The sequence below is a fragment of the Pseudarthrobacter sp. NPDC092424 genome (assembly GCF_044754925.1).
In the GTDB taxonomy this organism is placed as follows: domain Bacteria; phylum Actinomycetota; class Actinomycetes; order Actinomycetales; family Micrococcaceae; genus Arthrobacter.
In genome coordinates, this window is the sequence record NZ_JBIVQC010000003.1 from 124,367 (window position 1) to 148,775 (window position 24,409).

The 24,409-nt window shown below is 64.6% G+C and carries 22 protein-coding genes; 9 read left to right on the top strand and 13 right to left on the bottom strand.

Features of this window, described 5'->3' with window-relative positions; all coding sequences use genetic code 11:
• Nucleotides 1-117: 117 nt before the first annotated feature.
• On the top strand, nucleotides 118-1,098 hold the full coding sequence (locus ACIQCN_RS06335) for an acyl-CoA thioesterase (RefSeq protein WP_400609984.1): 981 nt from the start codon (nucleotides 118-120) through the stop codon (nucleotides 1,096-1,098).
• Here the strand turns inward: ACIQCN_RS06335 and dnaB are convergent.
• On the bottom strand, nucleotides 1,095-2,477 hold the full coding sequence (dnaB, locus tag ACIQCN_RS06340; protein ID WP_400609986.1) for a replicative DNA helicase: 1,383 nt from the start codon (nucleotides 2,475-2,477) through the stop codon (nucleotides 1,095-1,097). The genes ACIQCN_RS06335 and dnaB overlap by 4 nt on opposite strands.
• A gap of 660 nt (nucleotides 2,478-3,137) precedes the next feature.
• On the opposite strand from dnaB, the gene ACIQCN_RS06345 reads away from it, so the two are divergent.
• Entirely contained in the window at nucleotides 3,138-3,704 is a 567-nt protein-coding gene (locus tag ACIQCN_RS06345) for a hypothetical protein (protein ID WP_400609988.1), read from the top strand.
• A gap of 64 nt (nucleotides 3,705-3,768) precedes the next feature.
• Here ACIQCN_RS06345 and ACIQCN_RS06350 read toward each other — a convergent pair whose 3' ends face one another.
• Nucleotides 3,769-5,262: a GntP family permease gene (locus ACIQCN_RS06350; RefSeq protein WP_400607177.1), complete on the bottom strand. Its 1,494-nt coding sequence runs from the start codon at nucleotides 5,260-5,262 to the stop codon at nucleotides 3,769-3,771.
• A 157-nt stretch (nucleotides 5,263-5,419) separates the two neighbouring features.
• Here ACIQCN_RS06350 and ACIQCN_RS06355 point away from each other — a divergent pair, with 157 nt between their 5' ends.
• Nucleotides 5,420-6,142 carry a FadR/GntR family transcriptional regulator gene (locus ACIQCN_RS06355; RefSeq protein ID WP_400607176.1) on the top strand — a complete coding sequence of 241 codons (723 nt, stop codon included), beginning with the start codon at nucleotides 5,420-5,422 and terminating at the stop codon, nucleotides 6,140-6,142.
• Between the two features lies 1 nt (nucleotide 6,143).
• On the top strand, nucleotides 6,144-6,920 hold the full coding sequence (locus tag ACIQCN_RS06360; protein ID WP_400607174.1) for an SDR family NAD(P)-dependent oxidoreductase: 777 nt from the start codon (nucleotides 6,144-6,146) through the stop codon (nucleotides 6,918-6,920).
• 21 nt (nucleotides 6,921-6,941) lie between these two features.
• Here the strand turns inward: ACIQCN_RS06360 and ACIQCN_RS06365 are convergent, their stop codons facing one another.
• The 5 genes from ACIQCN_RS06365 to rpsF form a co-directional block, all read right to left on the bottom strand.
• Nucleotides 6,942-7,568 (bottom strand): FMN reductase, encoded by a 627-nt coding sequence (locus ACIQCN_RS06365; RefSeq protein WP_400607171.1) that lies wholly within the window; start codon nucleotides 7,566-7,568, stop codon nucleotides 6,942-6,944.
• A gap of 143 nt (nucleotides 7,569-7,711) precedes the next feature.
• Nucleotides 7,712-8,164, bottom strand: coding sequence for a 50S ribosomal protein L9 (rplI, locus tag ACIQCN_RS06370; RefSeq protein ID WP_377216328.1), 453 nt, complete (start codon nucleotides 8,162-8,164; stop codon nucleotides 7,712-7,714).
• An 18-nt stretch (nucleotides 8,165-8,182) separates the two neighbouring features.
• Nucleotides 8,183-8,422, bottom strand: a complete 240-nt coding sequence (rpsR, locus tag ACIQCN_RS06375; protein ID WP_003800144.1) for a 30S ribosomal protein S18 — start codon at nucleotides 8,420-8,422, stop codon at nucleotides 8,183-8,185.
• Between the two features lie 127 nt (nucleotides 8,423-8,549).
• On the bottom strand, nucleotides 8,550-9,125 hold the full coding sequence (locus tag ACIQCN_RS06380; protein ID WP_400607169.1) for a single-stranded DNA-binding protein: 576 nt from the start codon (nucleotides 9,123-9,125) through the stop codon (nucleotides 8,550-8,552).
• Between the two features lie 69 nt (nucleotides 9,126-9,194).
• Nucleotides 9,195-9,500: a 30S ribosomal protein S6 gene (gene rpsF, locus ACIQCN_RS06385; protein WP_377216330.1), complete on the bottom strand. Its 306-nt coding sequence runs from the start codon at nucleotides 9,498-9,500 to the stop codon at nucleotides 9,195-9,197.
• 504 nt (nucleotides 9,501-10,004) lie between these two features.
• Here rpsF and ACIQCN_RS06390 point away from each other — a divergent pair.
• From ACIQCN_RS06390 to ACIQCN_RS06410, 5 genes are all read left to right on the top strand, one after another.
• On the top strand, nucleotides 10,005-12,695 hold the full coding sequence (locus ACIQCN_RS06390) for an AAA family ATPase (protein WP_400609990.1): 2,691 nt from the start codon (nucleotides 10,005-10,007) through the stop codon (nucleotides 12,693-12,695).
• Between the two features lie 153 nt (nucleotides 12,696-12,848).
• Nucleotides 12,849-14,390, top strand: a complete 1,542-nt coding sequence (locus tag ACIQCN_RS06395) for a sugar transferase (RefSeq protein WP_400609992.1) — start codon at nucleotides 12,849-12,851, stop codon at nucleotides 14,388-14,390.
• 22 nt (nucleotides 14,391-14,412) lie between these two features.
• A complete protein-coding gene (locus ACIQCN_RS06400; protein ID WP_400609994.1) occupies nucleotides 14,413-15,507 on the top strand; it encodes a Gfo/Idh/MocA family protein in 1,095 nt (364 codons plus the stop codon).
• Nucleotides 15,504-16,667, top strand: a complete 1,164-nt coding sequence (locus ACIQCN_RS06405; protein WP_400609996.1) for a DegT/DnrJ/EryC1/StrS family aminotransferase — start codon at nucleotides 15,504-15,506, stop codon at nucleotides 16,665-16,667. Before ACIQCN_RS06400 ends, ACIQCN_RS06405 begins: the two co-directional genes overlap by 4 nt.
• A complete protein-coding gene (locus tag ACIQCN_RS06410; protein WP_400607157.1) occupies nucleotides 16,664-17,320 on the top strand; it encodes a NeuD/PglB/VioB family sugar acetyltransferase in 657 nt (218 codons plus the stop codon). The genes ACIQCN_RS06405 and ACIQCN_RS06410 overlap by 4 nt, the downstream gene beginning before the upstream one ends.
• Before the next feature lie 99 nt (nucleotides 17,321-17,419).
• Here ACIQCN_RS06410 and ACIQCN_RS06415 read toward each other — a convergent pair whose 3' ends face one another.
• From ACIQCN_RS06415 to ACIQCN_RS06440, 6 genes are read right to left on the bottom strand one after another with little or no spacing between them, the layout of a single operon-like run.
• Nucleotides 17,420-18,034 carry an HAD family hydrolase gene (locus ACIQCN_RS06415; protein ID WP_400607154.1) on the bottom strand — a complete coding sequence of 205 codons (615 nt, stop codon included), beginning with the start codon at nucleotides 18,032-18,034 and terminating at the stop codon, nucleotides 17,420-17,422.
• A complete protein-coding gene (locus tag ACIQCN_RS06420) occupies nucleotides 18,031-19,152 on the bottom strand; it encodes an ABC transporter ATP-binding protein (RefSeq protein WP_400609998.1) in 1,122 nt (373 codons plus the stop codon). Before ACIQCN_RS06420 ends, ACIQCN_RS06415 begins: the two co-directional genes overlap by 4 nt.
• 2 nt (nucleotides 19,153-19,154) lie before the next feature.
• Nucleotides 19,155-20,450 carry an extracellular solute-binding protein gene (locus ACIQCN_RS06425; protein ID WP_400610000.1) on the bottom strand — a complete coding sequence of 432 codons (1,296 nt, stop codon included), beginning with the start codon at nucleotides 20,448-20,450 and terminating at the stop codon, nucleotides 19,155-19,157.
• A gap of 56 nt (nucleotides 20,451-20,506) precedes the next feature.
• On the bottom strand, nucleotides 20,507-21,337 hold the full coding sequence (locus ACIQCN_RS06430; RefSeq protein WP_400610001.1) for a carbohydrate ABC transporter permease: 831 nt from the start codon (nucleotides 21,335-21,337) through the stop codon (nucleotides 20,507-20,509).
• The gene (locus tag ACIQCN_RS06435; protein WP_400610003.1) at nucleotides 21,334-22,248 is read right to left on the bottom strand and encodes a carbohydrate ABC transporter permease; all 915 of its coding nucleotides are present in this window, start codon (nucleotides 22,246-22,248) and stop codon (nucleotides 21,334-21,336) included. Before ACIQCN_RS06435 ends, ACIQCN_RS06430 begins: the two co-directional genes overlap by 4 nt.
• Nucleotides 22,245-24,404: a PQQ-binding-like beta-propeller repeat protein gene (locus ACIQCN_RS06440; protein ID WP_400610005.1), complete on the bottom strand. Its 2,160-nt coding sequence runs from the start codon at nucleotides 24,402-24,404 to the stop codon at nucleotides 22,245-22,247. Before ACIQCN_RS06440 ends, ACIQCN_RS06435 begins: the two co-directional genes overlap by 4 nt.
• Between the last annotated feature and the right edge of the window lie 5 nt (nucleotides 24,405-24,409).

Genomic DNA, 24,409 nt, shown 5'->3' on the forward strand with positions numbered 1-24,409 from the left:
TAAACCGTGCCGGCTGCCGGCACGGCGGAAGGTGAGAGAGCGTTCCGGTTCAGGGCGCATTAAGTGAGAGAGCGTCACAAGTGGGGCGGAGCGGGGCCACGTCCTACAGTGGGCACCATGACTGCGACCGGCCCCGCCAACTCCGTGACCCTCCGCTTCCTGGCAGCGCCCATGGACGTGGGACACAGCGGATCCGTCGACGCCGGGACCGTTCTCGAATGGGTGGACAAGGCCGCCTATGCCGCCGCCGTCGGCTGGGCCAAGTCCTACTGCGTCACCGCCTACGTGGGCAACATCCACTTCGCCGACCCCGTAAACAGCGGCGACATGGTGGAGGTGGAGGCAACCATCGTCTACACGGGCCGGTCCTCGATGCACATCCGCACCGTGGTCTCGTCCGGGGATCCCAAGGGCGGTCCGGCCAGGATGCGCAGCCAATGCCTGGTGATCTTCGTGGCCGTCGGCGAGGACGGCAAGCCCATCCCCGTCACCCAGTTTGAACCGCGCACTCCGCAGGAGATCGAGGAGCGCGACCATGCCCTGGCGCGCATCAAGGTGCGCGAGCAGATCGTCGAAGCCATGAACCGTCAGGAATATACCGACGCCGGGACCGCCGAGCGGGTGACCCTGCGGTTCATGGCCGCCCCCACCGATGTGAACTGGGGCGGCAAGGTCCACGGCGGCATCGTGATGAAGTGGATCGACGAGGCCGCCTATGTCTGCGCCTCCCGCTATTGCGGCCGGGACACGGTAGCGGTCTTCTCCGGCGGCGTCCGCTTCTACCGTCCACTGCTGATTGGCCACGTGGTGGAGGTGGAGGCGCGCCTGGTCTACACCGGCACCAAGGGGATGCACATCGCCGTCCATGTCCGCTCGGGCGACCCCAAGGGCGGGGAACTTCAGCTCACCACGTACTGCCTCACCGTGATGGTGGCGCGCGACGACGACGGGAACTCCGTGCCGGTCCCGGCCTGGGTACCGGTAACCGAGGAGGACAAGCGGTTGCACGCCCATGCCCGCGAACTGCTCGAAATCCGCGGCACCGCGCCGGGAAACAGGCTGCCCAACCACCTGCTGGCGCAGGCGGGCGAGCCCTAGAAGCCGCCTCCGCCGGCGTCTCCGGCCATGTTGGCGAACCGGGAGTAGTGGCCCTGGAACGCCACCACGATGTCCTTGGTGGGGCCGTTACGGTGCTTGGCCACCAGGATGTCCGCCTCCCCGGCGCGCGGAGACTCCTTGTCATACACATCTTCGCGGTGCAGCAGGATGACCATGTCCGCGTCCTGCTCGATGGAGCCGGACTCACGAAGGTCCGACACCATGGGGCGCTTGTCCTGGCGCTGCTCCGACCCACGGTTCAGCTGTGACAGCGCGATGACCGGCACCTGAAGTTCCTTGGCGAGCAGCTTGAGGGCACGCGAGAATTCGGAGACTTCCTGCTGGCGGGATTCAACCTTCTTGCCGGAGCTCATCAGCTGCAGGTAGTCGAGGATGACCAGCTTGAGGTCGTGCTGCTGCTTGAGCCGGCGGCACTTGGCCCGGATCTCCATGAGCGACATGTTGGGGCTGTCGTCGATAAACAACGGCGCATCGTTCATCCGGCCCATGGTGGTGGCGATCTTGGACCACTGCTCGTCCTTGATGGTGCCTTTCCGGAGGTCTTGGAGCCCGATGGTGGCCTCGGCGGACAACAGGCGCATGGCGATCTCGTTCCGGCCCATTTCGAGCGAGAACATAACCGTGGACAGGTTGTTCCTGATGGCCGCGGAGCGTGCGAAGTCCAGCGCAAACGTGGACTTACCGACGGCAGGGCGGGCGGCGATGACGATCATCTGGCCGGGGTGCAGGCCGTGGGTCAGCTCATCGAGCTCGTAGAAGCCGGTGGGCACACCGGTCATGCCCTCGCCCCGGTGGCCGGACGCTTCGATCTCATCGACCGTCGATTCCATGACGTCCTTGAGGACCACATAGTCCTCCGCGGTGCGTCGCTCCGCCACGGCGTAGACCTCAGCCTGGGCCTGGTTGACCAGATCCTCGACCTCGCCGTCGGAGCCGTAGCCCAGTTGGACGATCTTGGTGCCGGCATTCACCAGGCGGCGCAGCACCGCGCGTTCGGCCACGATCTCGGCGTAGTAGCCGGCATTGGCGGCGGTGGGAACGGTCTGGATAAGTTCGTGGAGGTAAGCCGGGCCGCCGATCCGGTTGATCTCGGCCCGCTTGGTCAGCTCATCGGAAACCGTGACGGCGTCGGCGGGCTCACCGCGGCCGTAGAGGTCGATGATCGCTTCGTAGATCGTTTCGTGTGCCGGCCGGTAGAAGTCCTGGCCGCGGAGGATTTCCACCACGTCCGCGATGGCGTCCTTGGAGAGCATCATGCCGCCCAGCACGGACTGCTCGGCGGCGATATCCTGGGGAGGCTTCCGGCCCGCGTCCGATCCCCGGGTGGTCTCGACCGTATCCAAGTGCGCGATTGACAATGCTGCCGTCCTCAATTTGTACCGGCCCCGGAGGCGCCGATGGTTGTCCATCCTGCCGGGCCGGCCCTGGTTTCCCGCCTCCGGTTCACCGCGCCAGCCCTACATGCACAGCTATACCCGCCTCCACCGACAACGGCCGCTGCCTGCCGGCGGGCCAGTTATCCCCAGTCTCCACAGGTTTTCCACAGAGGCTGCTTCGCCGGTCCGCAGGGGGTGCCCAAGACCGCCTTTCGGCAGCTGGGGCGGCAGCGTAAAACGAGTACCCCGCAACGGTAGCCGCCCTACAGTCCCCTGCAAAGCCGGGAAGCCGGGCAACGTGTGGATAACCTGTGCACTACAGGGCATACCTTGTGCACAGTCTGTGGGAAAGGCTGTGGACAAAGAAAAACTTTCATCGCGGACTCGGCGCTGACCTGCGGAAACGTCCCCTCCAGCATGTGGAGTAAATATTTCTTTTGTGGAATTTCATCCACAGACCGGGGGCGCCAGGAGCGCGCCGCGAGGGCAGCCTCATCGCCCTGACCCGCTGCCCGGAGGGGGCAGGCGGCCCTATATGCTTTCCATCGACCACATGGATGCGGGCCGGCGCATGAAGGAGCCGCATCCATGCAGCGCGGCGAATATTGCTGTGGAAAACCCTCACTGGCTTAAGCTTGGAGTATGGGTGAAACGCTTGTAGTCCCTGTCCTGATCCTCCTGGCAGTGGCTGCGGGGGTACTTCTTGTTGCCCGCGCCGCGGCGAGGCGGCAGCCGGCGGCGGGACCTCCGGCACCTGCCCCCAATACCGCGGAACTGGCCCGCAGCGCCGCCGCCAAACTGTCAGAAGATGAACACCGCCGGCTGTACGCCCTGATCGCGCAGGGACAGGCCATGGCTGCCATCAAGCTGTACTACGAAATCAGCGGAGCCGGCCTGCGCGCCTCGCGGGACGCCGTCGGCGCCCTCGCGGCCCATCCCCAGCCGTACCGGAGCCCCGAAACGGCCCCACCCGCCGTCGACGATGACGCGGACGAACCCGAGCGGTTCCCCTACCGGTACCGGGCCATCGCCAGCAAGGGCGACGTGACCCGCGAAGTGAGCAGCAACATGCTCAATGCCGAGATCTACGGCAGGATCCGCACCCTGGCCCGCAGCGGCGACCTTGAGGCCGCCGCTGCTGCCCTCAGCCGGCACTCGGACATCACGCTGGTCCAGGCGCGCGAGTTCATCTCGCTGCTGGAGGACTAAAAGAACGGCCACGGCCCCCGGAACTGGTGCAGTTCCGGGGGCCGTGGCGTTAGGGCCGGTTTGCTTAGCCCATCACCAGGTTGAGGATGAACAGCAGCGGAATCGAGCCCGCCCACACGGCCGTGGTGATGCCGGACCAGCCGCGCAGCGCCGCCGTCCCGTCCAGGCCGGTGAACCGGGTGACCACCCAGAAGTAGGAGTCGTTGAAGTAGCTCAGGATCATGGATCCGGCGGTGCAGGCGACTGCCGCCACCAGCGGGTCGATGCCAAGCGTTCCCACCAGGGGTGCGGTGACGGAAGCAGCGGTAATCATGGCGACCGTACCCGAGCCCTGTGCCAGCCGGACCAGCGTGGCCACGAGGAACGGTACCAGGAATGCCGGCAGGGCAGTCGCGGCAATGGCCTCGGCCAGCGCATCGCCCACCCCGGAGGTGCGCAGCACCTGGCCAAGGGCGCCGCCGGCACCGGTGATCAGCAGGATGAGGCCGGCGGAGGCGGCGGCATCGGCGAACCAGTGCTGCACCTTGTTGCGCGGGGTCCAGCGGGGCAGCAGGACATAGACGGCGAGCAGCACACCGATGGTCAGCGCGATGACGGGGTTGCCGATGAACGCGAAGGGGACCACCCAGTCGGAGGGCTCGTATTTGCCGCCCACAACACCCTGGGCGTTCTGGTCAATGGCGCCGGTCACCGTGTTGAGGATGATCAGCAGCAGCGGCACCAGCAGCGGCAGCGAGGCCAGGAAGGCGCCTACGCGGTGCGGCTTGGCACCTGCCGGCGGCGTGCCGAGCTCCAGCTCGGGATCGTCGGGGAGATCGGCAGCGTTATCCGCGTCGACGTCGTGATCTGCGATATCGACGGAGCCTCCGCGGTGCGAACCTTCAGCGGCACCAACCAGCGCCGCACGGCCATAAACTGCGGCGCGCACTTCTTCGCTGACCGAGGATTCCAGCTTGGGGCCAATCCACTTGGCGTAAACAACCACGATGGGCAGCAGCAGGACCGTGAAGGCAAGGCCCGTAAGAATGACCGCACCGAGGTCAGCGCCGAGGAGGCCGGAGACGGCGAGCGGGCCCGGCGTCGGCGGCACCAGGTGGTGCGTCAGGGTCATGCCGCAGCCGAGTGCCAGCGCCAGGGTCACGTAGCCGGCGCGCTTAACCCGTGCGATGGAGCGTGCCAGCGGGTTCATGATGACGTAGCCGGAGTCGCAGAACACCGGGATGGACACCAGCGCGCCCACCGTTCCCAGCGCCCACGGTTCGCGTCCCTTGCCAAAGAGGCGCAGGAAGGCGAGGGCAAGTGCGTTGGCGGCACCGGAGACCTCCAGGATCTTGCCGATGGCAACGCCCAGGCCGATCACGATGCCGATGGAGGCAAGCGTGTTCCCGAATCCGGTGGTGATGGCCTTGGTGATGTCCAGTGCGGACTGACCGGCCACGAGGCCTGTGACCAGTGATGCGATGAGCAATGCCACGAAGGCATCCAGGCGGGTGCGCAGGACCAGGACGACGATCGTCGCGATGCCCAGAACCAGCGCCAGTAAGAGTTGTAGATCCACGTTGATTTACTCCTTGGGGAAAGACCGACGGGCGACGTGCCCGGCCGCTCCTCGAAGGTGCCGCGACGTTTCGGCAACGAATTGACTCCATCGAGTGACTGGTGCCACACTACTTGCACATAAGACATCTGACAAGTGCAGCGATGGAGGTGCGTCGATGAGCCGGAATACGCTGGCAGTTGCGGTGTTTGAGGACCTTCTGGAGCGGATACTGAACGGGGAGCTCAAGCCCCGCGAGCCTCTGCCGTCCGAGCCGGAGATCGCCCGGGAGGCGGATGTCAGCCGCCTGACCGTGCGGGAGGCGCTGAAGACCCTTCAGGCGCAGAACATCGTCACGGTGCGCCGCGGCCTGGGCACATTCGTGAATCCCGTGGAAGAGTGGACTGGCCTGGAAGCCATCCTCCGGGCCGCCTCCCGCGGGACCGGCGGGGACGAGGTGGCGCTGCGCCTGCTTGAGGTGCGCCGAATGGTGGAAACGGGCTCTGCAGAACTCGCCGCCAAGAACGCCCGCCCGGAACACCTGGCGGCCATGCACGAATCGATCCGCGAACTGGAGGACGCCCACGCGGCCGGAGACCTGGACCGCGTCACGGTGGCCGACCTCGCGTTCCATGACATCGTGTTGCGCGCCTCGGCCAACCCTTTCCTGCCAGCACTTCTGGGGCAGCTGGGAAACCTGCTCTACTCCACGCGACGAGAGACCTCCGCCTTCGTGGAGGTGCAGCGCCACGCCATCGAGCACCACCACCTGGTACTGGCCGCGATCGAGACCGGAAACCCGGAGACGGCGCGCAAGGCCATGGAAGACCACATCAACCAGACATACGACGACTACGAACGTTTTATCAACAACCAGGAACCCGACACAGGAGCTGAATAGCATGACCGAAACGGCAACTTTCCCCGCCCAGCGCACCGCGGTACTCACCGGTGCGGCCTCGGAGCGCGGCATCGGCCGCGCCACTGCGGACCGCCTGGCCAGCGAAGGCTGGAGCATCGCCATCCTCGATATCGACGGCGAAGCTGCCGCGCAGGCGGCGAAGGAAATTGCGGAACGCCACGGCGTCCAGGCCCTTGGACTCCGCACCGACGTCTCCGACGAGGCGTCCATTGACGCAGCCGTCAGCCGCGTTGAGGCCGAGCTTCCGCCGATCGTTGGCCTGGCCAACATCGCCGGCATCAGCTCCCCGCGCCCATTCATGGAGGAAACCAAGGAGGGCTGGGAGCGGGTCTTCGCCATCAACATGACGGGCACGTTCCTGGTGACCCAGCGCGTCCTGGGCGGCATGATCGACCGGAAGCTCGGCCGCGTTGTGAGCATCTCCTCGATCTCCGCGCAGCGCGGCGGCGGAACCTACTCCAAGGTGGCCTACAGCTCCGCCAAGGCCGGCATCATCGGCTTCACCCGCGCGCTGGCCCGGGAGATGGGCGAGCACGGCATCACCGTAAACGCCATCGCACCGGGTCCGGTGGATACCGACATCATGGGCGGCACCCTCACGGACGAGCGCAAGAAGGAAATGTCCCGCGACATCCTGGTGGGCCGGGTGGGCACTGTGGGCGAGATGGCCGCCCTCATGTCCTTCCTCATGGGCGAGGACGCCGGTTTCATCACCGCCGCCACCTACGACATCAACGGCGGGCTGCAGGTTTCCTAGCGTCCATACAGCCTGCGCCGCTTACCGGCCTCCGCTGATTCCCGCCAGGAGTTCTTCGAACGGCAGGGATCCGGCGGGGGCCGGTTTGCGGTTCGGCTGGACACCTTCCAGCAGCCGGGAAAACTCCCCGGCGGCCCGGTCGATGCGCGCCGAAAGCGAGGAGCCGCCGTCGCCCGCGGTGCCCCAGTCCTGCGGCCCCGCGAAGACAGACGTGGCAGCCATCCTGGTGCGCAGGTAGGTGAACAGCGGCCGCATGGCATAGTCAAGCACCATCTGGTGGCGTTCCGTTCCGCCGGTTGCACCCAGCAGCGCTGCCTTACCGTCCAGCGACGTCGGATCGAGGACATCGATGAAGGACTTGAAGAGGCCGCTGTAGGAGGCGCTGAAGACCGGGCTTACGGCGATGATGCCGTCCGATGCCTCGACGCCGGCGATGACCTCGGCTAACCGGGGCGCGGCGTAACCGGTCACGAAGTTGTTGGCGATGTCCACGGCAAGATCGCGTAGTTCGACCGTCTCCACCTGCACGGCGTAGCCTGCTGCCGACAGCTGCCTTTCAGCTGCCGCGGCGAGCTGGTCGGCCAGCAGGCGGCTCGACGACGGGACGCCGAGGCCGGCGGACAGTACGGTGATGCGGCGGGTTTCCATGGGGCGCTCCTGGTACTTGCTCTGCCTTATATGCATATGCATCTACGTGGAGAACCCGCGCTCCGCCGGAAGTATTCCCGGCCATGAGAAAACCCCCGCCGCCGGAGTCCGGCGACAGGGGTTTTCGCGTGCAGCAGTAAAAACTACTTGCCAGCAACCACGTTGAGGTCGATCACAGCGGAAACGTCCTCGTGGAGACGGACGTTGGCCTGGTAGGAACCAACCGACTTGATGTGAGCCGGCAGTTCAACCTTGCGCTTGTCGATGCGGCCGAGGCCAGCGGCCTCAACAGCGTCAGCAACGTCGGCCTGCTTGACGGTGCCGAACAGGCGGCCCGTCTCACCGGCCTTGACAACCAGCTGGACCGGCTTGGCGGAGAGTGCAGCGGCCTGCTTCTGAGCGTCTTCCAGGGAAGCGTGCTCGCGGGCGGCGCGGGCGGCCTTGATGGACTCAACCTGCTTCTCGCCACCCTTCGACCAGGTCAGGGCGAAGTTGCGGGGCAGCAGGTAGTTACGTGCGTAACCGTCCTTGACCTCGACAATGTCGCCAGCAGCACCGAGACCGGTAACTTCGTGGGTCAGAATGAGCTTTGCCATGTTAGTTAATCCCTTTCCTTAACCGCGGCCAGCGCCGGAGTAAGGCAGCAGAGCAACTTCGCGGGCGTTCTTGATTGCCTGTGCGATCTTGCGCTGTTCCTGGACCGTAACGCCGGTGACGCGACGGGCGCGGATCTTGCCGCGGTCGGAGATGAACTTGCGCAGCAATGCTACGTCCTTGTAGTCGATGACAGTGATGTCAGCGGCCTTCAAGGGGTTGGACTTTGGTTTGGGCTTACGGAGTTCAGCCTTAGCCATCGTGGAGCTCCTATTCTAGGGAGCCCGTGGATGTTGATCCACGGGATGGTGGTGGTCCGACGGCGGCAGTCACCTTGGGCGCCTCAGGCACCCGGGCGGTCCCGGCGTCGGGCCTTAATAATGGTTTTTAGAAGGGAGGTTCGGAGTCGGGGCCGTTGCCCCAGCCGCCGGCGTTGGAGACACCGGGCGTGGCCCAGGGATCGTCCTGGCCGGACTGCTGGCTGTTGCCGCCGCCCCACCCGCCGGAGTTGCCGCCCTGGTTTCCGCCAGGGTTGCCGCCTCCGAAGCCACCGCCGCCGTTACCGCCACCGAAGCCGCCGCCACCCTGTCCGCCGGAGCGCTGGGTACGGTTGACCTTGGCATTGGCATAGCGCAGGCTGGGGCCGATTTCGTCGACCTCAAGCTCGATTACGGTGCGCTTTTCGCCTTCTTTGGTTTCGTAGGAGCGGCTCTTCAGCCGGCCGGTCACAATCACGCGCATCCCCTTGGTCAGGGATTCGGCGACGTTCTCGGCCGCTTCGCGCCAGACGGACGCGCGGAGGAACAGGGTTTCCCCGTCCTTCCACTCGTTGGACTGGCGGTCAAAGGTACGCGGGGTGGAAGCAATGGTGAAGTTCGCTACTGCCGAACCGGACGGGGTGAACCGCAATTCCGGGTCATTGGTGAGATTACCGACGACCGTGATAGTGGTTTCGCCTGCCATCTACTGCCTCCTTGGTTCCTGGGTGAAGAGTACGTTTCCTGCGGGGTAAAGAATGAAGATGGCGCTGAATTACTCAGCAACAACCTTCTGCTCTTCGGGGCGGGTGATCTTGGTGCGCATGATGGTCTCGTTAAGAGACAGCTGGCGGTCAAGTTCCTTGGCGGTTTCCGGCGTAGCGGTGAAGTTCACCACGGCGTAGATACCTTCGGACTTCTTCTTGATGTCGTAAGCCAGGCGACGACGGCCCCAGATGTCAACCTTTTCGATGGTTCCACCATCGTTGGTGATGACGTTCAGGAACTTCTGAAGCGACGGCTCAACGGTACGCTCTTCGACCTCGGGGTCGATGATTACCATCAATTCGTAAGGACGCATATGTGAACCCACCTCCTTTGGGCTAAGCGGTTACGGCATTTCCGTAACAGGAGGTTCATTTGCGATTCCGTGCCATGGCCGGCCACCGGAACGGAAGCAGGACGCAGCACAGACTTCAATATCTTAGTCCATTTGGACCCCATAACGCGATTCGCGCTTGACTCGAGCCTAGCCTCCGTGCCACACAGCCGCCCGCCGAGGCTCCGGCTATGTGGATAACGTGACGCAAGCCATGCCGGCGTCCGCTTCCCGCGGCCCACCCCAGCGTCCCCGGTCGCGCAGGAATCCAAGTAGTAGGGCGCCGAAAATAGAGTACCCGGGGGCCAGGAGTTCGCTGGTGCGCCCGATGATTGCCCACTATATTGACGTGACGGCTGGGTACCGCGCTGGACGCAACGAGGCGGCCAGGAACAAATAGGCCCGAACGGCCAGACCAATGGCAGCAAGGGTCATAACAACGTACGAAGACAGCATCGGTCTCCTTCTTCGATGAGTGGGGGCCCCATGCCGTTGGTAGGTCGAAGCAAGGAACTGGACCGCATTCTTACCGTGATTCGAGGGCCGCGGGATTCAGCTCTCGCCGTGGTGGGTCCGCGCGGCGCCGGAAAATCCGCCCTGCTCGCCGAGATCCCCTCGGTATGCGATTACCGGACCGTATTCCTTAACGCCAGCGCCTCTGAGTCCGAGTGGCCACTGTCCGGTCTTACCGCTCTGCTCAACGGCCTGGATGACCCCGTCCTGAACCGGGTTGCCGAGGAAGTTCTCAACGATGCCACGGGCTCAATGGACCTGGCGACTGTTTCCACCATGCTCCTCAACGCAGTCCACCAGCGGTCGTCGTGCCGGACGGTCATCGTGATCGATGATGCCGATCAGCTGGACCCGGGCAGCCAGGCCGTGATCGGATACCTGGCCCGCCGCCTGGCCGGCACGGACATCGCATTATTCGTCGGGCTCCGCACCGACGCTCCGGGCAGCGCGTTCAGCGGCTTGCCGGTCATGCAGCTCGAGGCGCTCGGCCACAGCGACTTGGTCCTGATGCTGGAAGCGATCCCCGCACACCACGCAACGCCGGCATCGGCCCATGCAGTTGCCGCAGTGGCTCAAGGGAACCCCCTTGCCGCCGTCGAGCTTTATCAGCGGCTGCTGGAACGGCAGGCGGAGGGGGAGTATGCGCTGCCCGTACCACTGCCCGGCAAGGGCTGTTTCGAAGGGGAGTTCGCGTTGGTGGTGGGCCGCCTTTCCCCCATCGCCCGCCGGGTGCTGGAGCTCCTGTCGCTTTCCTACCGAAGCGAGATCACCACGCTCGAGAAGATCTGCCCCGACGTGTGGGCGGGCGTGGAAGAGTTGCTCACCAGCGGCGCGGTGAGCCGATCCGGGTCCTGCCTTCAGATATCCAACCAGCTGCTGCGGGGGCATGTATTTGCCGAAACGCCGCCGGCATCCCGGACTGCGGATCATCGCGCACTGGCCGAGGCTGCTGAAGACACAGACCCCTACGGCAGGCGGTGGCATCTTAGCTTCACCGCCCTCGAACGGCAGACAGCTTTTGGCCTCCTGCGCTACGCCATTGAGCTGATTCGCGCCGGAGAAGTGCCGTTCGCGCTGGAATATGTCGAACGCGCCCTGACGATCAACCCCTGGGAAGCGGAGACGGCTGCCCGTCTGACAACCGTGGCGGAACTGCTCTTTAACCGTGGCCACCTCGCCTACGCCCAGCGCTACCTTGAATGGGCGCAGCGGGTCACCCGCAATCCGGCGCTGGTCCTGAGGTTGACAGGCCTGTCCTTCGAAATCGCCTTTATGCAGGGCGCTCCGGTGCGCTCCAGCATGGTACTGCGCCTCGTGAAGGAGTTCGGCCGGCACGACCCGTCCTATGCCGCCACCCTGCTGGCCCTTGCGGCCCTTTATTTCGCTGAGCGTTGGGAATTAATGGATGCGGTTGAGCTTCTCCGCTACCCCGAATTCCAAGTCTCGGCGTCGCCTGAATGCCTGGCAATCACCGAACGGGCAAAACTGATTGTCGAGTCCATCAGGGGCGAAATGGGAGCATTCGGCCGGGTGCATGAACCGCCCGGGAATGCGATCCTGCCCAGTCTCCTGGTCCAGGGTCGTGCCCTCAGCTACGCGGAGCGCTACGCCCCGGCGAACGAGGCGTTCACGATGGTTCTCAACTCCACCGAAGCGCATGGCGTCAACTGGCGGGAGACGGCTGCCCTCCTTGCAGCGGACAATGAAATCCGGGCCGGCCACGTCCGCACCGCCGTCAACCTGATCGGAGAGATCGAACGCCGCGACGATGGGATCAAGTATCACCGCGGGCTCCGGCACGTCTTCCGGCTCTGGCGGGCCCATGCAATGGGAGACGAGGCATCGGCACAGATCTGCGCTGCAGACGCTCAGCGCTACATAGGCGCCGCCAGCCACCCTGCCCTCACCGCCCAATTGGCTGCCTGGCAGGGCCACTTTGCACTCCTGCGGGGAGACCTGGCCGAGGCCTTGGCCCAGTTGTCCCGGGCGACGGAGATCGGGATGGGCTTCGGCAATCCTACGCTGTTGAGGTGTGAGCCCGACCTGGTGGAGGTGCTGATCCGGCTGGGTCGGCACCGCGAGGCTACACAGACCCTCCGCCGCCTGGAAAGCCGGTCGGTAGGGTTGCGCTCACCGTGGCTCATCATGGCAATAACCCGGAGCCGGGCCATGCTCGCGGACGGCGAACAGTCCCTGCAGCTCTTCACGCAGGCCCTCGAGTCCAGGCCAGGCCGCGAGTCTGTACTCGAACGTGCCCGGACTCTCATGTGCTACGCGGAGCGTTTGAACGCCTTCGGACGGGTCCGGGAAGCGCGTGACGCGCTGATGCGGGCCAAAGTGATGTTCGACGAAATAGGGGCGCATGCCTGGGTCCAGCACATCGACGCGCTGTTGCTCGACGAACGGGTGGAACCTGCCAACCCTCAGGGAAATCCAGCCCTGCTGATCCTTGCCGACCATGAACGGGCGCTTGCAAAGATGGTGGCGCGTGGAATGCGCAACAAAGAGATCGCGGCCACGCTTTTCGTTTCCGTCAGGACGGTCGAGGTGCGGCTGACCGCGATCTACCGCAAGCTCGGAGTTGAATCGCGGGCGCAACTGACCGCCCTGGCGGCAAACAAACAGCAGAGCTCCCCGGAGCCCTACGCACTACCTATCTACTAGAGTTCGCCAGCGGCTTCGGCGGGCACCCGCATTTTCCACAATGATGCCTATACGGACCCACAGCCTCCCTCCGGTATTGGACCCCTAATGCGGCGCTGCCGCTAAGTTTGCTTCACGGTGCCAGTGCCGGCAGACACTCGGGAAGGGGTCAGGATGACAGGCGTATCTGTGGCACGGAGCCAGCAAGGGGTTCTCCGCCGGGAGATACGTCCGGTCCAGTCTGTACGGGCGGAAACACCGCCAGCGCTAAGTCGAAAAGAATCAGCGGAATGGATCTCCACCCACATCAGCCTGCTGCGCCTCGCCGACTCTGTGCTGGTCGCGCTGGCGGTCTTGGCCGGCTACCTGTCTGCCGGCCCGGTGTCCTTTCCCGCCGGCTCCACGGGCGCCGGAACGGGAACCATGGATGTCGGGATCGCTGCCAGCGCCGGAGTTGCCCTGCTGTGGATGGCAGCGCTGGGGGTCCACCGCACCCGTGACTCGAAGGTGCTCGGTGTCGGCGCGCACGAGTACAAGCTCGTCGGCACCGCGACATTCCGGACGTTTGCAGCCGTGGCCATTGCCTCCGTCGTTTTTTCCGTCGACGGCGGAGCAGCCCTCGTCACGGTTTCTCTTCCACTGGGCATCTGCGCTCTCACTGCGAACCGCTGGGTCTTCCGGCGGAGGCTCGCTATGGAAAAGGCCAAGGGCCACCACCTCTCACGGGCCATCGTGGTAGGCGAACCCGAAGACGTCCGCTACGTCGTCCACCAGATCGAGAAAAAGTCCGGCGTGGTCTATGAGGTACTCGGTGTATGCCTTCCCGGGGCACGCCGGGGGGCGAAGTTCCGAGTTGATGATCATCACGTGTCGGTTCTGTCATCCACCGACGACATCGCCCGGACGGCAGGCACGGTTCAGGCTGACGCAGTTATCGTCGCCGGACCGCTGCCGGGCGGGAATAACTTCATCCGCGAACTGGGCTGGAAGTTGGAAGAATGCGCGGCGGAAATGGTTCTGGCGGCCACCCTCACCAATGTCGCAGGCCCTCGCATCCACTGGCGGCCGGTGGAAGGCCTGCCGCTTATGCACGTGGACATACCGCAGTACTCCGGTGCGAAGCACAGCCTGAAAAGGGTCATGGACATAGCCACGGCGGGCTGTGCGCTAGTGGCTTTGGCTCCCTTGTTCCTGGTTCTGGCCATCATTGTCCGGCTGGACAGCCCGGGCCCCGTCATCTTCCGGCAGGACCGCGTGGGAAAGAACGGCCGGACGTTCGGGATGTTCAAATTTCGGTCCATGGTCGCCGATGCGGAAGCCCTCAGGCCCGGCCTGGAGAAGGAAAACGAAGGAGCAGGAGTCCTGTTCAAGATGCGTCACGATCCACGGGTTACCCGGTGCGGCCGGTGGATGCGAAAGTACTCGCTGGACGAACTGCCGCAGCTGTGGAACGTCGTCATGGGCGACATGAGCATGGTTGGTCCGCGTCCTCCGCTCGCCAGCGAAGTCGAAGGCTACGGGCGGCACGCTCTTCGCCGCCTGTTGATCAAGCCCGGCCTCACCGGGCTGTGGCAGATCAATGGCCGCTCGGACTTGGACTGGGACGAAGCGGTCCGCCTGGACCTGTACTACGTGGAAAACTGGTCGATCGCCGGTGACCTGCTGATCGTCTGGCGGACGTTCCGCGTCATACTCCGGCCCGCCGGCGCCTACTGACCATGGAGCAGGAGGACGAAGGATGAATGCGGACGCAGGAAAGTCCATGGGGAGGGCCACCGATCCCGGCAAACTCGGCATCGCCGTCATCGGGGCGGGCGTGCGGGGAAGCAGGCTTGCCCGGACGCTGCAGGAGAGCAGTGACTGGAACCTGGCCGCTATCTGCGATCCGGACGCCCTGCGGGCCACAGCGCTTTCCAGGAAGCTCGGCGGCGCCCCGCGCTTCGGAACCATCGATGAAGCCTTGGACTGCGTGCCGCTGGACACGGTTGCCGTTGCCACACCACTTCGTTTCGTCCACGGAACGGCAATGACAGCGCTGCGGGCCGGTAAGCATGCCCTGGTTGAAAGACCGTTGGGAGACAGCCTGGAACGCGGTCTTGAACTGGTTGCAGAGGCAGAGTCCAACAGCGTCGTCCTCATGGCCAACCATGCCCATTCCTTCACCCCTGCGGTCCAACACATGAGAACGCTCGTCCTCAACGGCTCCCTTGGGGAACTGCTGTTCGTCGATGTCGTGCGGACAGGGCCACTTTCCGACCACGCACAACGGGATGTGTTTTGGGACTTGGCGCCGGAGAGCCTGGCCATCCTGGATCGCGTGCTTCCCGAGGGCTTGAATTCCCGGGAAGTCTCGGCATTTGGAGGAGATCCTCTCGGAACGGGCCGTGACTGCGTGGGCCACGTCAATTTCAGGCTTGGCAATGATGCCCTGGTCCATTTGTATGTGAACAGGCTGAGTTGCGTTACAAGGCACCAGGTGGTCATCGCAGGTTCCCGGCTGACTGTTTTGTGGGATGGCATGCGGCCCGGGAACCAGCTCTCTGTGATCGCCTCTACGCCGGGGCGGGATACAGGCATGCTTCCCGGTCACCGGTGTGAATCCGGGCAGCCCTATGACATGGAAATATTTCATGACGCGGTCCATGGACAGGAGACCCATCTCGTAGCCGAGTTCGCCCGGCGTATTCGCGAAGCGGACGGACTCGCATCACCTGACGCGTCAGCACTGCGCGTGCTCGCCATGCTGGACGCGGTGGCAGTCAGCTGCAGCAGGGAGGGCACGGCGTCGCCTGTTAAACCGCCGGCCGCTGCCGGGAAGGCCGTGGAACCATGACGGTGGAAACAGCACTCGCCCGCATCGATGTCACGAAACCTTGGCTCGGACATGAAGAGAGCCTTGCCCTCGCTTCCGTCATCGCCTCGGGGCGCCTCAGCCAGGGCCCCCGGGTAAAAGAATTCGAAGACGCTTTCGCTGTGGCACAGGAAGCCCGCCATGCAGTCGCCACCTCGAGCTGCACCGCTGCCCTGCACTTGGCGCTGCTAATAGCCGGTGTTGGCCGAGGGGATCACGTGGTGGTGCCATCCCTCTCCTCTATCGCCGCGGCAAACGCGGTGACCTACGTAGGGGCCCGACCAATCTTCTGCGACGTTGATCCTGCCACCGGCAACGTGACGGCTGAAACCATCCATGCCGCAATCACAATCGATACGCGCGCAGTCATCGTGGCGGACCACGGTGGAGTCCCGGCTGACCTTGAGCAGATCCGCCTGGTCTGCGACAGGCACGAAATAACCGTCATTGAAGACGCAGCCTGCGCTGCGGGCTCCAGGTACCGGAACCGGCCCGCCGGATCCGGTTCCGAAGTAGCCGTCTGGTCTTTTCATCGCACCAGCATCCTCACAACGGGTGAAGGCGGAATGCTCACCACGAACCGGTCGGACTGGGCAGCCCGGGCACGCATGCTCCGCGAACATGCAATCAGCGTTCCAGGCTCCTCCCGTGACGCCTTCCTCTCCCCCCGGAAAGTTTGCGTGGAGGTCGGGTATGACTACCGGATGACGGACCTTCAGGCGGCCGTTGGGACTGTCCAGCTCAAGCGGCTCCCGGAGATGGTGGACAGGCGACGGACCATTGCGGCGGCTTACTCAAGAGCCCTCGAGAACCTCAAGTTCCTCCGACTGGTGACCGACCCACCCTACGGCACCACTAATTTCCAGACACTGTGGCTGGAACTCCTGCCCGGCTTCCCTGCCAGCAGGGAGCGCCTGTTGGCGAAGCTTGCCGATGCCGGCATATCGGCACGGCGCGGCACCGCTGCCTGCCATCGGCAGCCTGCCTTCCGCTGGCGGAGTACTGATAACGTCCGGCTCCCACACACCGAACGGCTCAGCGAGCACACCCTGTCCCTGCCGGTGTTCCACGAGCTTGATTCCGCCAGTATCAACCGCGTGGTCAACGTCATCCGAAACACGGCGACGCCGGTGACGCCATGAGTGAACTGATCCTGATCTCAGCGAGCGGGCTTGCCCGGGAAGTGCTGGCCATGGTGCGGAGCAGTGGACAGTACGACATTGTGGGGCTGCTGGACGACGACAAGGAATTGGCCGGCGTGACGGTGGACGGGGCACCGGTCCTGGGCGGCATCGACGATGCGGTCAGCTTCAGTCATGCCTTCCTGCTCGTGTGCATGAGTTCCGGCCGGCGAAGGCAGGCTGTAGTCGAGCGGCTTGCGCGGCTGGGGCTCCAGGAATCCCGGTATGCGACGGCGATTGACCCCTCTGTCCAATACCCTGAGGGATGCCGTGTAGGGCGGGGCAGCATCCTCCTCCGCAACGTAACCCTCACCGCAGGTGTGACGCTGGGTGCCCATGTTGTCGCGATGCCGTCGGTGACCTTCTCGCATGATGACGACGTAGCGGATTTCGCAACCTTCGCCGCCGGCGTTTCGTTGGGCGGCGGCGTCCGGATAGGCCGCGCCGCCTGTCTGGGCATGCATTCCAGTGTGCGTGACCGCACGTCCGTGGGCGACTACGCCTCGGTGGGGATGGGTGCAGCCGTTCTAAGCAACGTGCCGGACGGTGAAACCTGGGTGGGCGTTCCAGCCCACGAAAACGACGTACAGGTTTTCGCGCAGGGCAATCACTGAGGAGGGACCGTCATCAATGGCACGCGCAGCTACGGTCCCTTCGCAAAGGAAGCAACCGCGGGCCGTTCCCCCGGGGAACGGCCCGCCGCATCGTAAACCCTATGCGGGCAAGAGCCTCCGGCCCAGGGCGGTTGACCTGAACTCGTTGAAATCGCGCACCACCAGCTCGGCGCCCGCTTCGACAAGCCGTTCCTCCGGGCAGTAACCGCTAAGCACGCCCACGGGGACGCAGCCGGCTTCGGCCGCACAGCGCATGTCGTACTCCGTGTCGCCGAAGTAGAGGGCTTCGCCCCCATCCCTCAGCTCCGCCAGTACCTGGGCTTTGTCCGCAGCCTCTGTGACAACAGCACCAAAGCGCTCCTCCATGTCAAAGGACCGCAGTTCGGCCAGCAGATAATCAGGGCCAGCGGCCGAAATGACGGCACAGGCCTCACCGGCTGCGGCCAGGTCAGCCAGGAACCCGGCCGCCCCGGTCCGAAGCGGGGCGGCGTGCGCAGCCATCGCTGCGTTCCATTCCGCAATCGCCGCCGCAACGTCGCCGGCCCCCACCCCAAGCCTCAGGAACATCTCATCCATCGGCAGCAGGAATGTCCGGTCGAACAGGTCCGGGCTGATTTCCGGCAGCCCCACCAGCCTCAGGGCCGCGTTGGTGGCATTACAAGCCCGGCCGGCGTCGTCCGCGATGGTGCCATTCCAGTCGAACAGATACTTCATACGGCAGCCGACAATGCTGCTGCAGCCAGTCCCAGCCCGGACGCCATGCCGGCCCGCAGCCCGTTGGGACCGTGGAAGACATGAATGGTCTCCGGAGAGGCCCAAATGGAGACACGGGAATGCAGCTGCGGGCGCTCAGCCGAGCGGCAGGACAGCAGCAGCACAGAGCCGCCCAGATCGACATGCACGGTACGCAGCGGACCGTTGGGTTCCACCAGGATCACTTCACCCTCCGCCGTCCAGGCATCGCCGCGCCCGCCGGCTCCGAGGCGGACGTCCTCCGGCCGGACTCCCAGGACAACGTCACTTTCAAGGCTGGTGCCGCGCGCAGCCTGCGATACCTGGCCGAACGGCGTCTCCAACAGTCCTGATTTCGTGCGGGCCGAGGCCAGCAAATTCATTGGCGGAGCCCCGATGAACCCGGCCACGAAGGCTGAGACCGGTGCATCATAGAGCTCGTCCGGCGTCCCCAGCTGGACGATGCGCCCCCTGTCCATCACGGCGATCCGGTCTGCCATGGACATGGCGTCCTGCTGGTCGTGGGTGACAGTCACGCCGGTGGCTCCCTCCTGGCTGATGAGCTGGTGGATTTCCGCCCGCAGTGAGATATGGAGCTGGGCATCAAGCCCGGACATGGGCTCATCCAGGAGTACGACGCCGGCGTGCCGGGCGAGTGCCCGCGCCAGGGCAATGCGCTGGCGCTGGCCGCCCGACATCGCCTTGGGGCGCCGTTCCAGCAATTCCTCCACCCGCATCCGTGAAGCAACCTCGCGTGCCCGCTTTTCGGCTTCCTGCCGGGACAGACCCAGGCCGTGGCGAAGTCCCAGGGTGATGTTGCCCAGGGAGGTCAGGTGCGGGTACAGGGCGAAGTTCTGGAATACGATCGACACGTCGCGCTGATGGGCCGGAACGCCCGCCTGGTCCTTGCCGTCCAGTTCCACAGTGCCTTCGTCGGGATCCTCAAGCCCCGCGATGATTCGCAGCAGGGAAGACTTACCCGATCCGGAGGGCCCCAGGATAGACAGGCTCTCACCGTCGCGGATGGAGAGGCTCACGCCGTCGAGCGCCACAACCTCCCCAAAGCGCTTGGTGATGTTCGTCAGTTCAATGGCTGTCATTGCTACTTGCCCAGCATCGAGTTGATCGACTTGGCCGTGGCCGGCACGACCTCGTCGGCCGGCTTTCCGGTAGCAAGCTGCTCCATCATGTTCCGGACGGTGTCGATGATCTGGGCGGTCTGCGCGCCCTCGAATCCGCCCCATACGGTGAGCGGCTTGTCGTAGGTCCAGGCGTAGCGCATCTGGGGAGCAATGTTGTCGCCCTTGAGAAGCTCTTCCGTGGCGAGCTTGTTGACCGGAATGTAGCTGTAGTCCTTGCCGCTGCTCAGCAGCGAGGCTTCCTTGGTGAGCATCTCGGTGACCATGGCCTGCGAGAACGCGGCCTTGCAGGAGTCCTCGGAGATGACAACCCAGCCGTTGCCGCCTGCGGGCAGTTCACCCTCGGGCCCATTCAGTCCGGGAAGGTCGATGGGCATCCAGTCCAGGTCCTTCGGAGCCTCCTTGACGACCTTGACGATGCGGGACGTCGTGGCCATGTGGAAGGCCAGGTTGCCGGCGACAAACTGCGCCTGGCCGTCGTCCATGCGCACGTTCAGGGACGTCTTGTCCTTGGCAAGGCGGGCGAGCAGCCCAATGGCTTCCCGGCCCTTGGGGGTGTCAAAGCCGAACGAGCCGTCCTCGGCCACGTACTTTTCGCCGGAGGACTGCACCAGTGCCTGCGAGAACCAGTCCGGCAGGTCGTCCGAGGAGATGTTGATGCTGGGCTTGCCGGTCTTTGCCGTCACCTTGCGGGCCGCGTCCTCGAGGGCTGCAAAGTCCTTAATGGAGGACGGGTCGGTGATGCCGGCCTCGGCCAGGAGTTTCTTGTTGACCAGCAAGGTAGGTGTGGAGATCTGGAACGGAGCCAGGTACGTGGTGCCGTCCACCTCCCCTGCGGTCAGGAACTGCTTCTGGTATCCCTCCGGCAGGGTGGCCGGGTCAAGCGGTGCGGGGTTGTAGCTGTCGGTCCAGAACCGGAGCTGGCCCAGGCCGGTCATGATGAGGTCAGGCCGCTTTCCCACGGCCGTGTCTGCCACGACCTGTTTGGTGAGATCCGAATAGTTGCCGCTCTGGGCAGCAACCGCGTCGATCTTGAGGCCGGGGTACTTTTCCTCCATGATCTTCTTCGCATGCTCCACCGCGGGTGTGCCCTGGGGGGCGAACGCCAGCTTGAGCGTGGTTCCCTCCGGCTTGCACTGGTCGATGGCGGCAGCACTGGCCACGGCACCGCCGGAGCCGGATTCGGCGCCGCCGCAAGCGGACAGGCTTAGGGCTGTAACGGTGGCCAGGGCAGCCGTTGCAAGGATTTTGGAACGCATTGGGGATTCCTTCGTTTGATTGGTTCTGCAGTTAGGGGAGGGGGGAGGTTTCGGGGTTAGCCGGCCACTTCAGTTCCGGCCATACCGCGGACGAAGTGCCGCTGTGCAATGAGGAAGAGGATGACCACCGGCCCGGTGACTACGACGGCGGCAGCTGCCAGAGCGGGGTAATCGAAGCCCGTATCGGCGTTCTGGAAAATGGCCAGGCTCAGCGGCGGCGTCATGATGTCCGGGCTGCGTGCCACCAGGAGCGGCCACAGGTAGTCATTCCAGTGCGTAAAGACCGAAAGAAGGGAGAAGGCTGCAATTGACGGCGCGGAGATCGGGACCACCACTGAGACCAGCGTCCGCAGCGGTCCGAGCCCATCTGTCCTGGCGGCTTCCATAATGGCGGCGGGTACAGTCATCATCTGCTGGCGCAGCATGAAGATGCCGATGGCACTGGTAACAAACGGGAGGACAAGCCCCAGCCGCGTGTCGCCCAGCCCCAGGAGGTTCAGGCCGACGAATGTGGGGATCATGGTGGCCTGGTGGGGAATCAGAAGGCACGCCAGAACCAGGCTGAGAATGACGCCGGCACCGCGGAAGCGGAACTTGGACAGCGCATAGGCCGCCGGAATGCAGGTGAGCAGCTGAAGGACCAGAATCCCCAGCGTCACGGCGATTCCGTTCAGGACGGCCTGGCCCAGGTTGGCCTTCTCCCACGCCCGGCCAAAGTTTGAGAAGTCGAACTCGGTTGGGATCAGGCTCAGCCCTGTGGTCGTCAGGCCCTCAGCGGGGGCAACAGCCGTCCGCATCATCCAATAGAAGGGAAACAGCGCCAGCGCGGCCGCCAGGATGCCGAGTGCGGTGACCAGGGCTGTGCGGACTTTGTTCGGTGATGTCATTGGTTTTCCTTGGTACGCCGCTGACGGCCGATGATGCCGACAATCAGCAGCAGAGCGATCAGGATGAAGGAGATGGCGGATGCCTCGCCGATCCGGAAGTACTCGAAACCCACCTTGTGGGCGGCCGTCATGGCGGTTTCCGAACTTCCCAGGGGCCCGCCCTTGGTCATGACGTTGACGATTTCGAAGACCTGGACTGCCCCGGTGATGGACAGGACTGTCACAAAGACGAGGGTGGGCCGGAGCATGGGCAGAGTGATGGTCCGAAGCTTGGTGAAGCCCCTGATGCCTTCGACCGACGCTGCTTCGTGAATGGAGGAGGGGATAGTGGTCAGTCCGGCCATGAAGAGGAGCATGCACAAGGATGTGGCCCGCCACAGCCCCAGCAGGATGACGGTGAACAGGGACGTCTCCGCTTCACCGAGCCAGTTCACCGGGGCCAGCCCGGCCAAGCCAAGGATCTGGTTGGTGAACCCGCCCTGGAAGGCGAAGATCCATTTGAAGACCACGGCCATGGCCACCATGTTTGCCGTCATTGGAAGGATGAGCGCCGTCTTGGCGAGCCAGCTTCCACGGCCCATCTTTTCCATCAGGAGTGCCAGGAGCAGTCCCAGGACCATGGACGGCAGGATGGTCGCCAGGGCGTAAACCAGCGTGTTCATGGCGGCCTGATGGATCAGCGGATCGGCAAACACCTTGAGGTAGTTGTTGAAGCCGGCGTACTTCCACGGCCCTCCGGACAGCGGAATGATGAAAAAGCTCCCAATCAGGGAAAGCAGTGCGGGACCATAGACGAACGCCAGCAGGGCCGCCAGGGCGGGCAGCAGGAGCAAGTAAGGAGTCAGGGACAGCCGCGGCCGGACCTTTGCCGGAGCAGCTGTTTTCTGCGCCGGGCGCGTCAGCAGGCTCATGATCCGGCCCCCAGGTCAAGCGAAAGCAACCCGCCGTCGACACCCACGGTGAGGTAGCTGCCACCTCCGGCGGCGACCAGGGGCGCGGCGAGGGGAACCCCGACGTCGTACGTCCCCGCCTGGGTGCCGTCCAAGCGGAAACGGCGGATAACGCCATCGAGCCCCGGCAGCAACAGCGTTGCGCTGGATTCTTCATAGGAAGGCGCCGCCATGACGGGGTTGGCCCTCATGCGGTAGGCGGTCATGGGGAAGGGTGCCACTCCTTCCACCGGCACGTCCCAGAGCTGCGCGCCGCTGTCCTTGGCCAGCATGCGCAGGCCCTTGCCGGTCACCGTGACGACGTATCCATCGGGGGTGATGACCGGCGTGGAGGGACTGTAGCCACCCTCATGCTGCACGGCCCATTGCACGGCTCCGGTTTTCCGGTCCAGCTTGGCGGTGCTGGTGATCGCAGGCACCAGGAAACTGTCCTGGCCGGCGTCGTAAGCTGCCGTTCCGGTGACCCGGAGGTTCCGGGCTGTGTCCCAGGGGTCATCCTGCAGTTCAGGCATGTGCCAAATGGACTTCCCGGTGTGAAGGTCGACGGCGATGGGCGAGTTGGGCGTTGGCCAGAACCCCACCATGACCAAGGCGCCGACGATTGCCGGGCTCGAGTGGGTGACGATGTTGTGATGCGGGGAAAGATCCGTGCGCCGCCAGAGGACTTCCCCGGTGGCCGCGTCCAGTGCCCGAAGGTCGCTCTGGTCCCCGAGCACCACGATGCCTTCGGATTCCACCGGCGACTGCCATGCGAACCGCCGGTAGGGGTCGGTAGAGGGCGTCGTCCACAGCCTGTTTCCGGATGTGGCGTCCAGCCCCGTGACCGCGCCGTTCACTTCAGCCACCACCACAACGCCGCCAGCCAGGACGGGCCGTGTTTTGACGGCGGACGAGGTTGGGGCGGACCACAGGAGCTCGCCGGTGACGGCGTCGACAGCTTCTACCGTGCCTGACGGGCGGTCCTCGATCTGTGAGCCGGCGTAAATCCGGTCCCCGGCAAGGGTGGGACCCGCACGGTGGCCAGCGCCCGCAAGCTGGTGGCGCCAGCGGATCAGGGAACTGCCGGACTTGGCGTCGTAACCGGTAATAGTGGCTTTGTCGACGTCGAATGCGTGGTCCGGATTATGCAGGTAGCGGGCGGGCATGGTTCGGGAGTTCAGCTCCAGGCCGCTGCCGTCCCACATGACTTCCCGGAACATCGGCGGCGAGTAGTCCAGGCCGGCGAAAAACGGCGTGGGGCTATTGACGTGCAGGACGCCGTCAATGTCCACCACCCGGGACGTGTGCCAGTGGCCGGAGAAAGTAGCCAGCGGCTTGCGCGGAAGCCGGTCCATGATCGGGTGCCCGGGCTGGTCGTGCATGCACAGGATGTATGGCGTTTCCTCCCCCGCTGCCGCGAGGTCGTTACGGAGCCATTCCTCCTGGACAGCGTGGTCCAGCCCGAGCTCGTGGGTGTGCCAGTCCATCACTACGACATGCAGTCCCGCCACATCGTACGAGAACCACCGGGGGCCCACGAGCTCCTCGTAAAGTTCCGGGTTGCCGTCGTTGACGATGTAGTTGTTTCTGGAAATTCGACCGGACCGGCCGGCATGCATGTGGTCATGGTTCCCCGGCACCAGGTTGACGGGCACTGGAGCATCAGCCACCGCGTCCAGCAGGCCGGCGAATTCTTCGGCGGTTCCGTTGTCCACCAGGTCGCCGGTCACGATCACGGACCGGCTTGCCGGAGACAGCTGCGGGAGGTCCTGGATGAACTCCTTCAGCTGGTCAGGCGTCGTCAGGCGGCCTTTGTCGAACGCCCATTCGTCCGGTGCCGCCATGTCGATGTGCGTGTCCGTGATGTGCATGAACTGATATGGAAGCGGCTGCTCCACGGCCTGGAGTTCGAAGACAAGCTCCGTTCCGCCCGCTGCGCCGACTGCCGGAAGCCGCTTGAACCAATGGTCCGTGTGCCAGCCGGTGGGGCGGGTCAGGGTGATGAAGGCACCGTGAGGTTCGACGGCAAAACGGCCGTCGCCTCCTGTTGCCACGACATCGCGGCCGTTTGTAACAGCGATGCCCGGGAGGGGCAATCCGTCAGCCGTGATGACACGTCCGGTGATGATTTTGGGCATGAGGT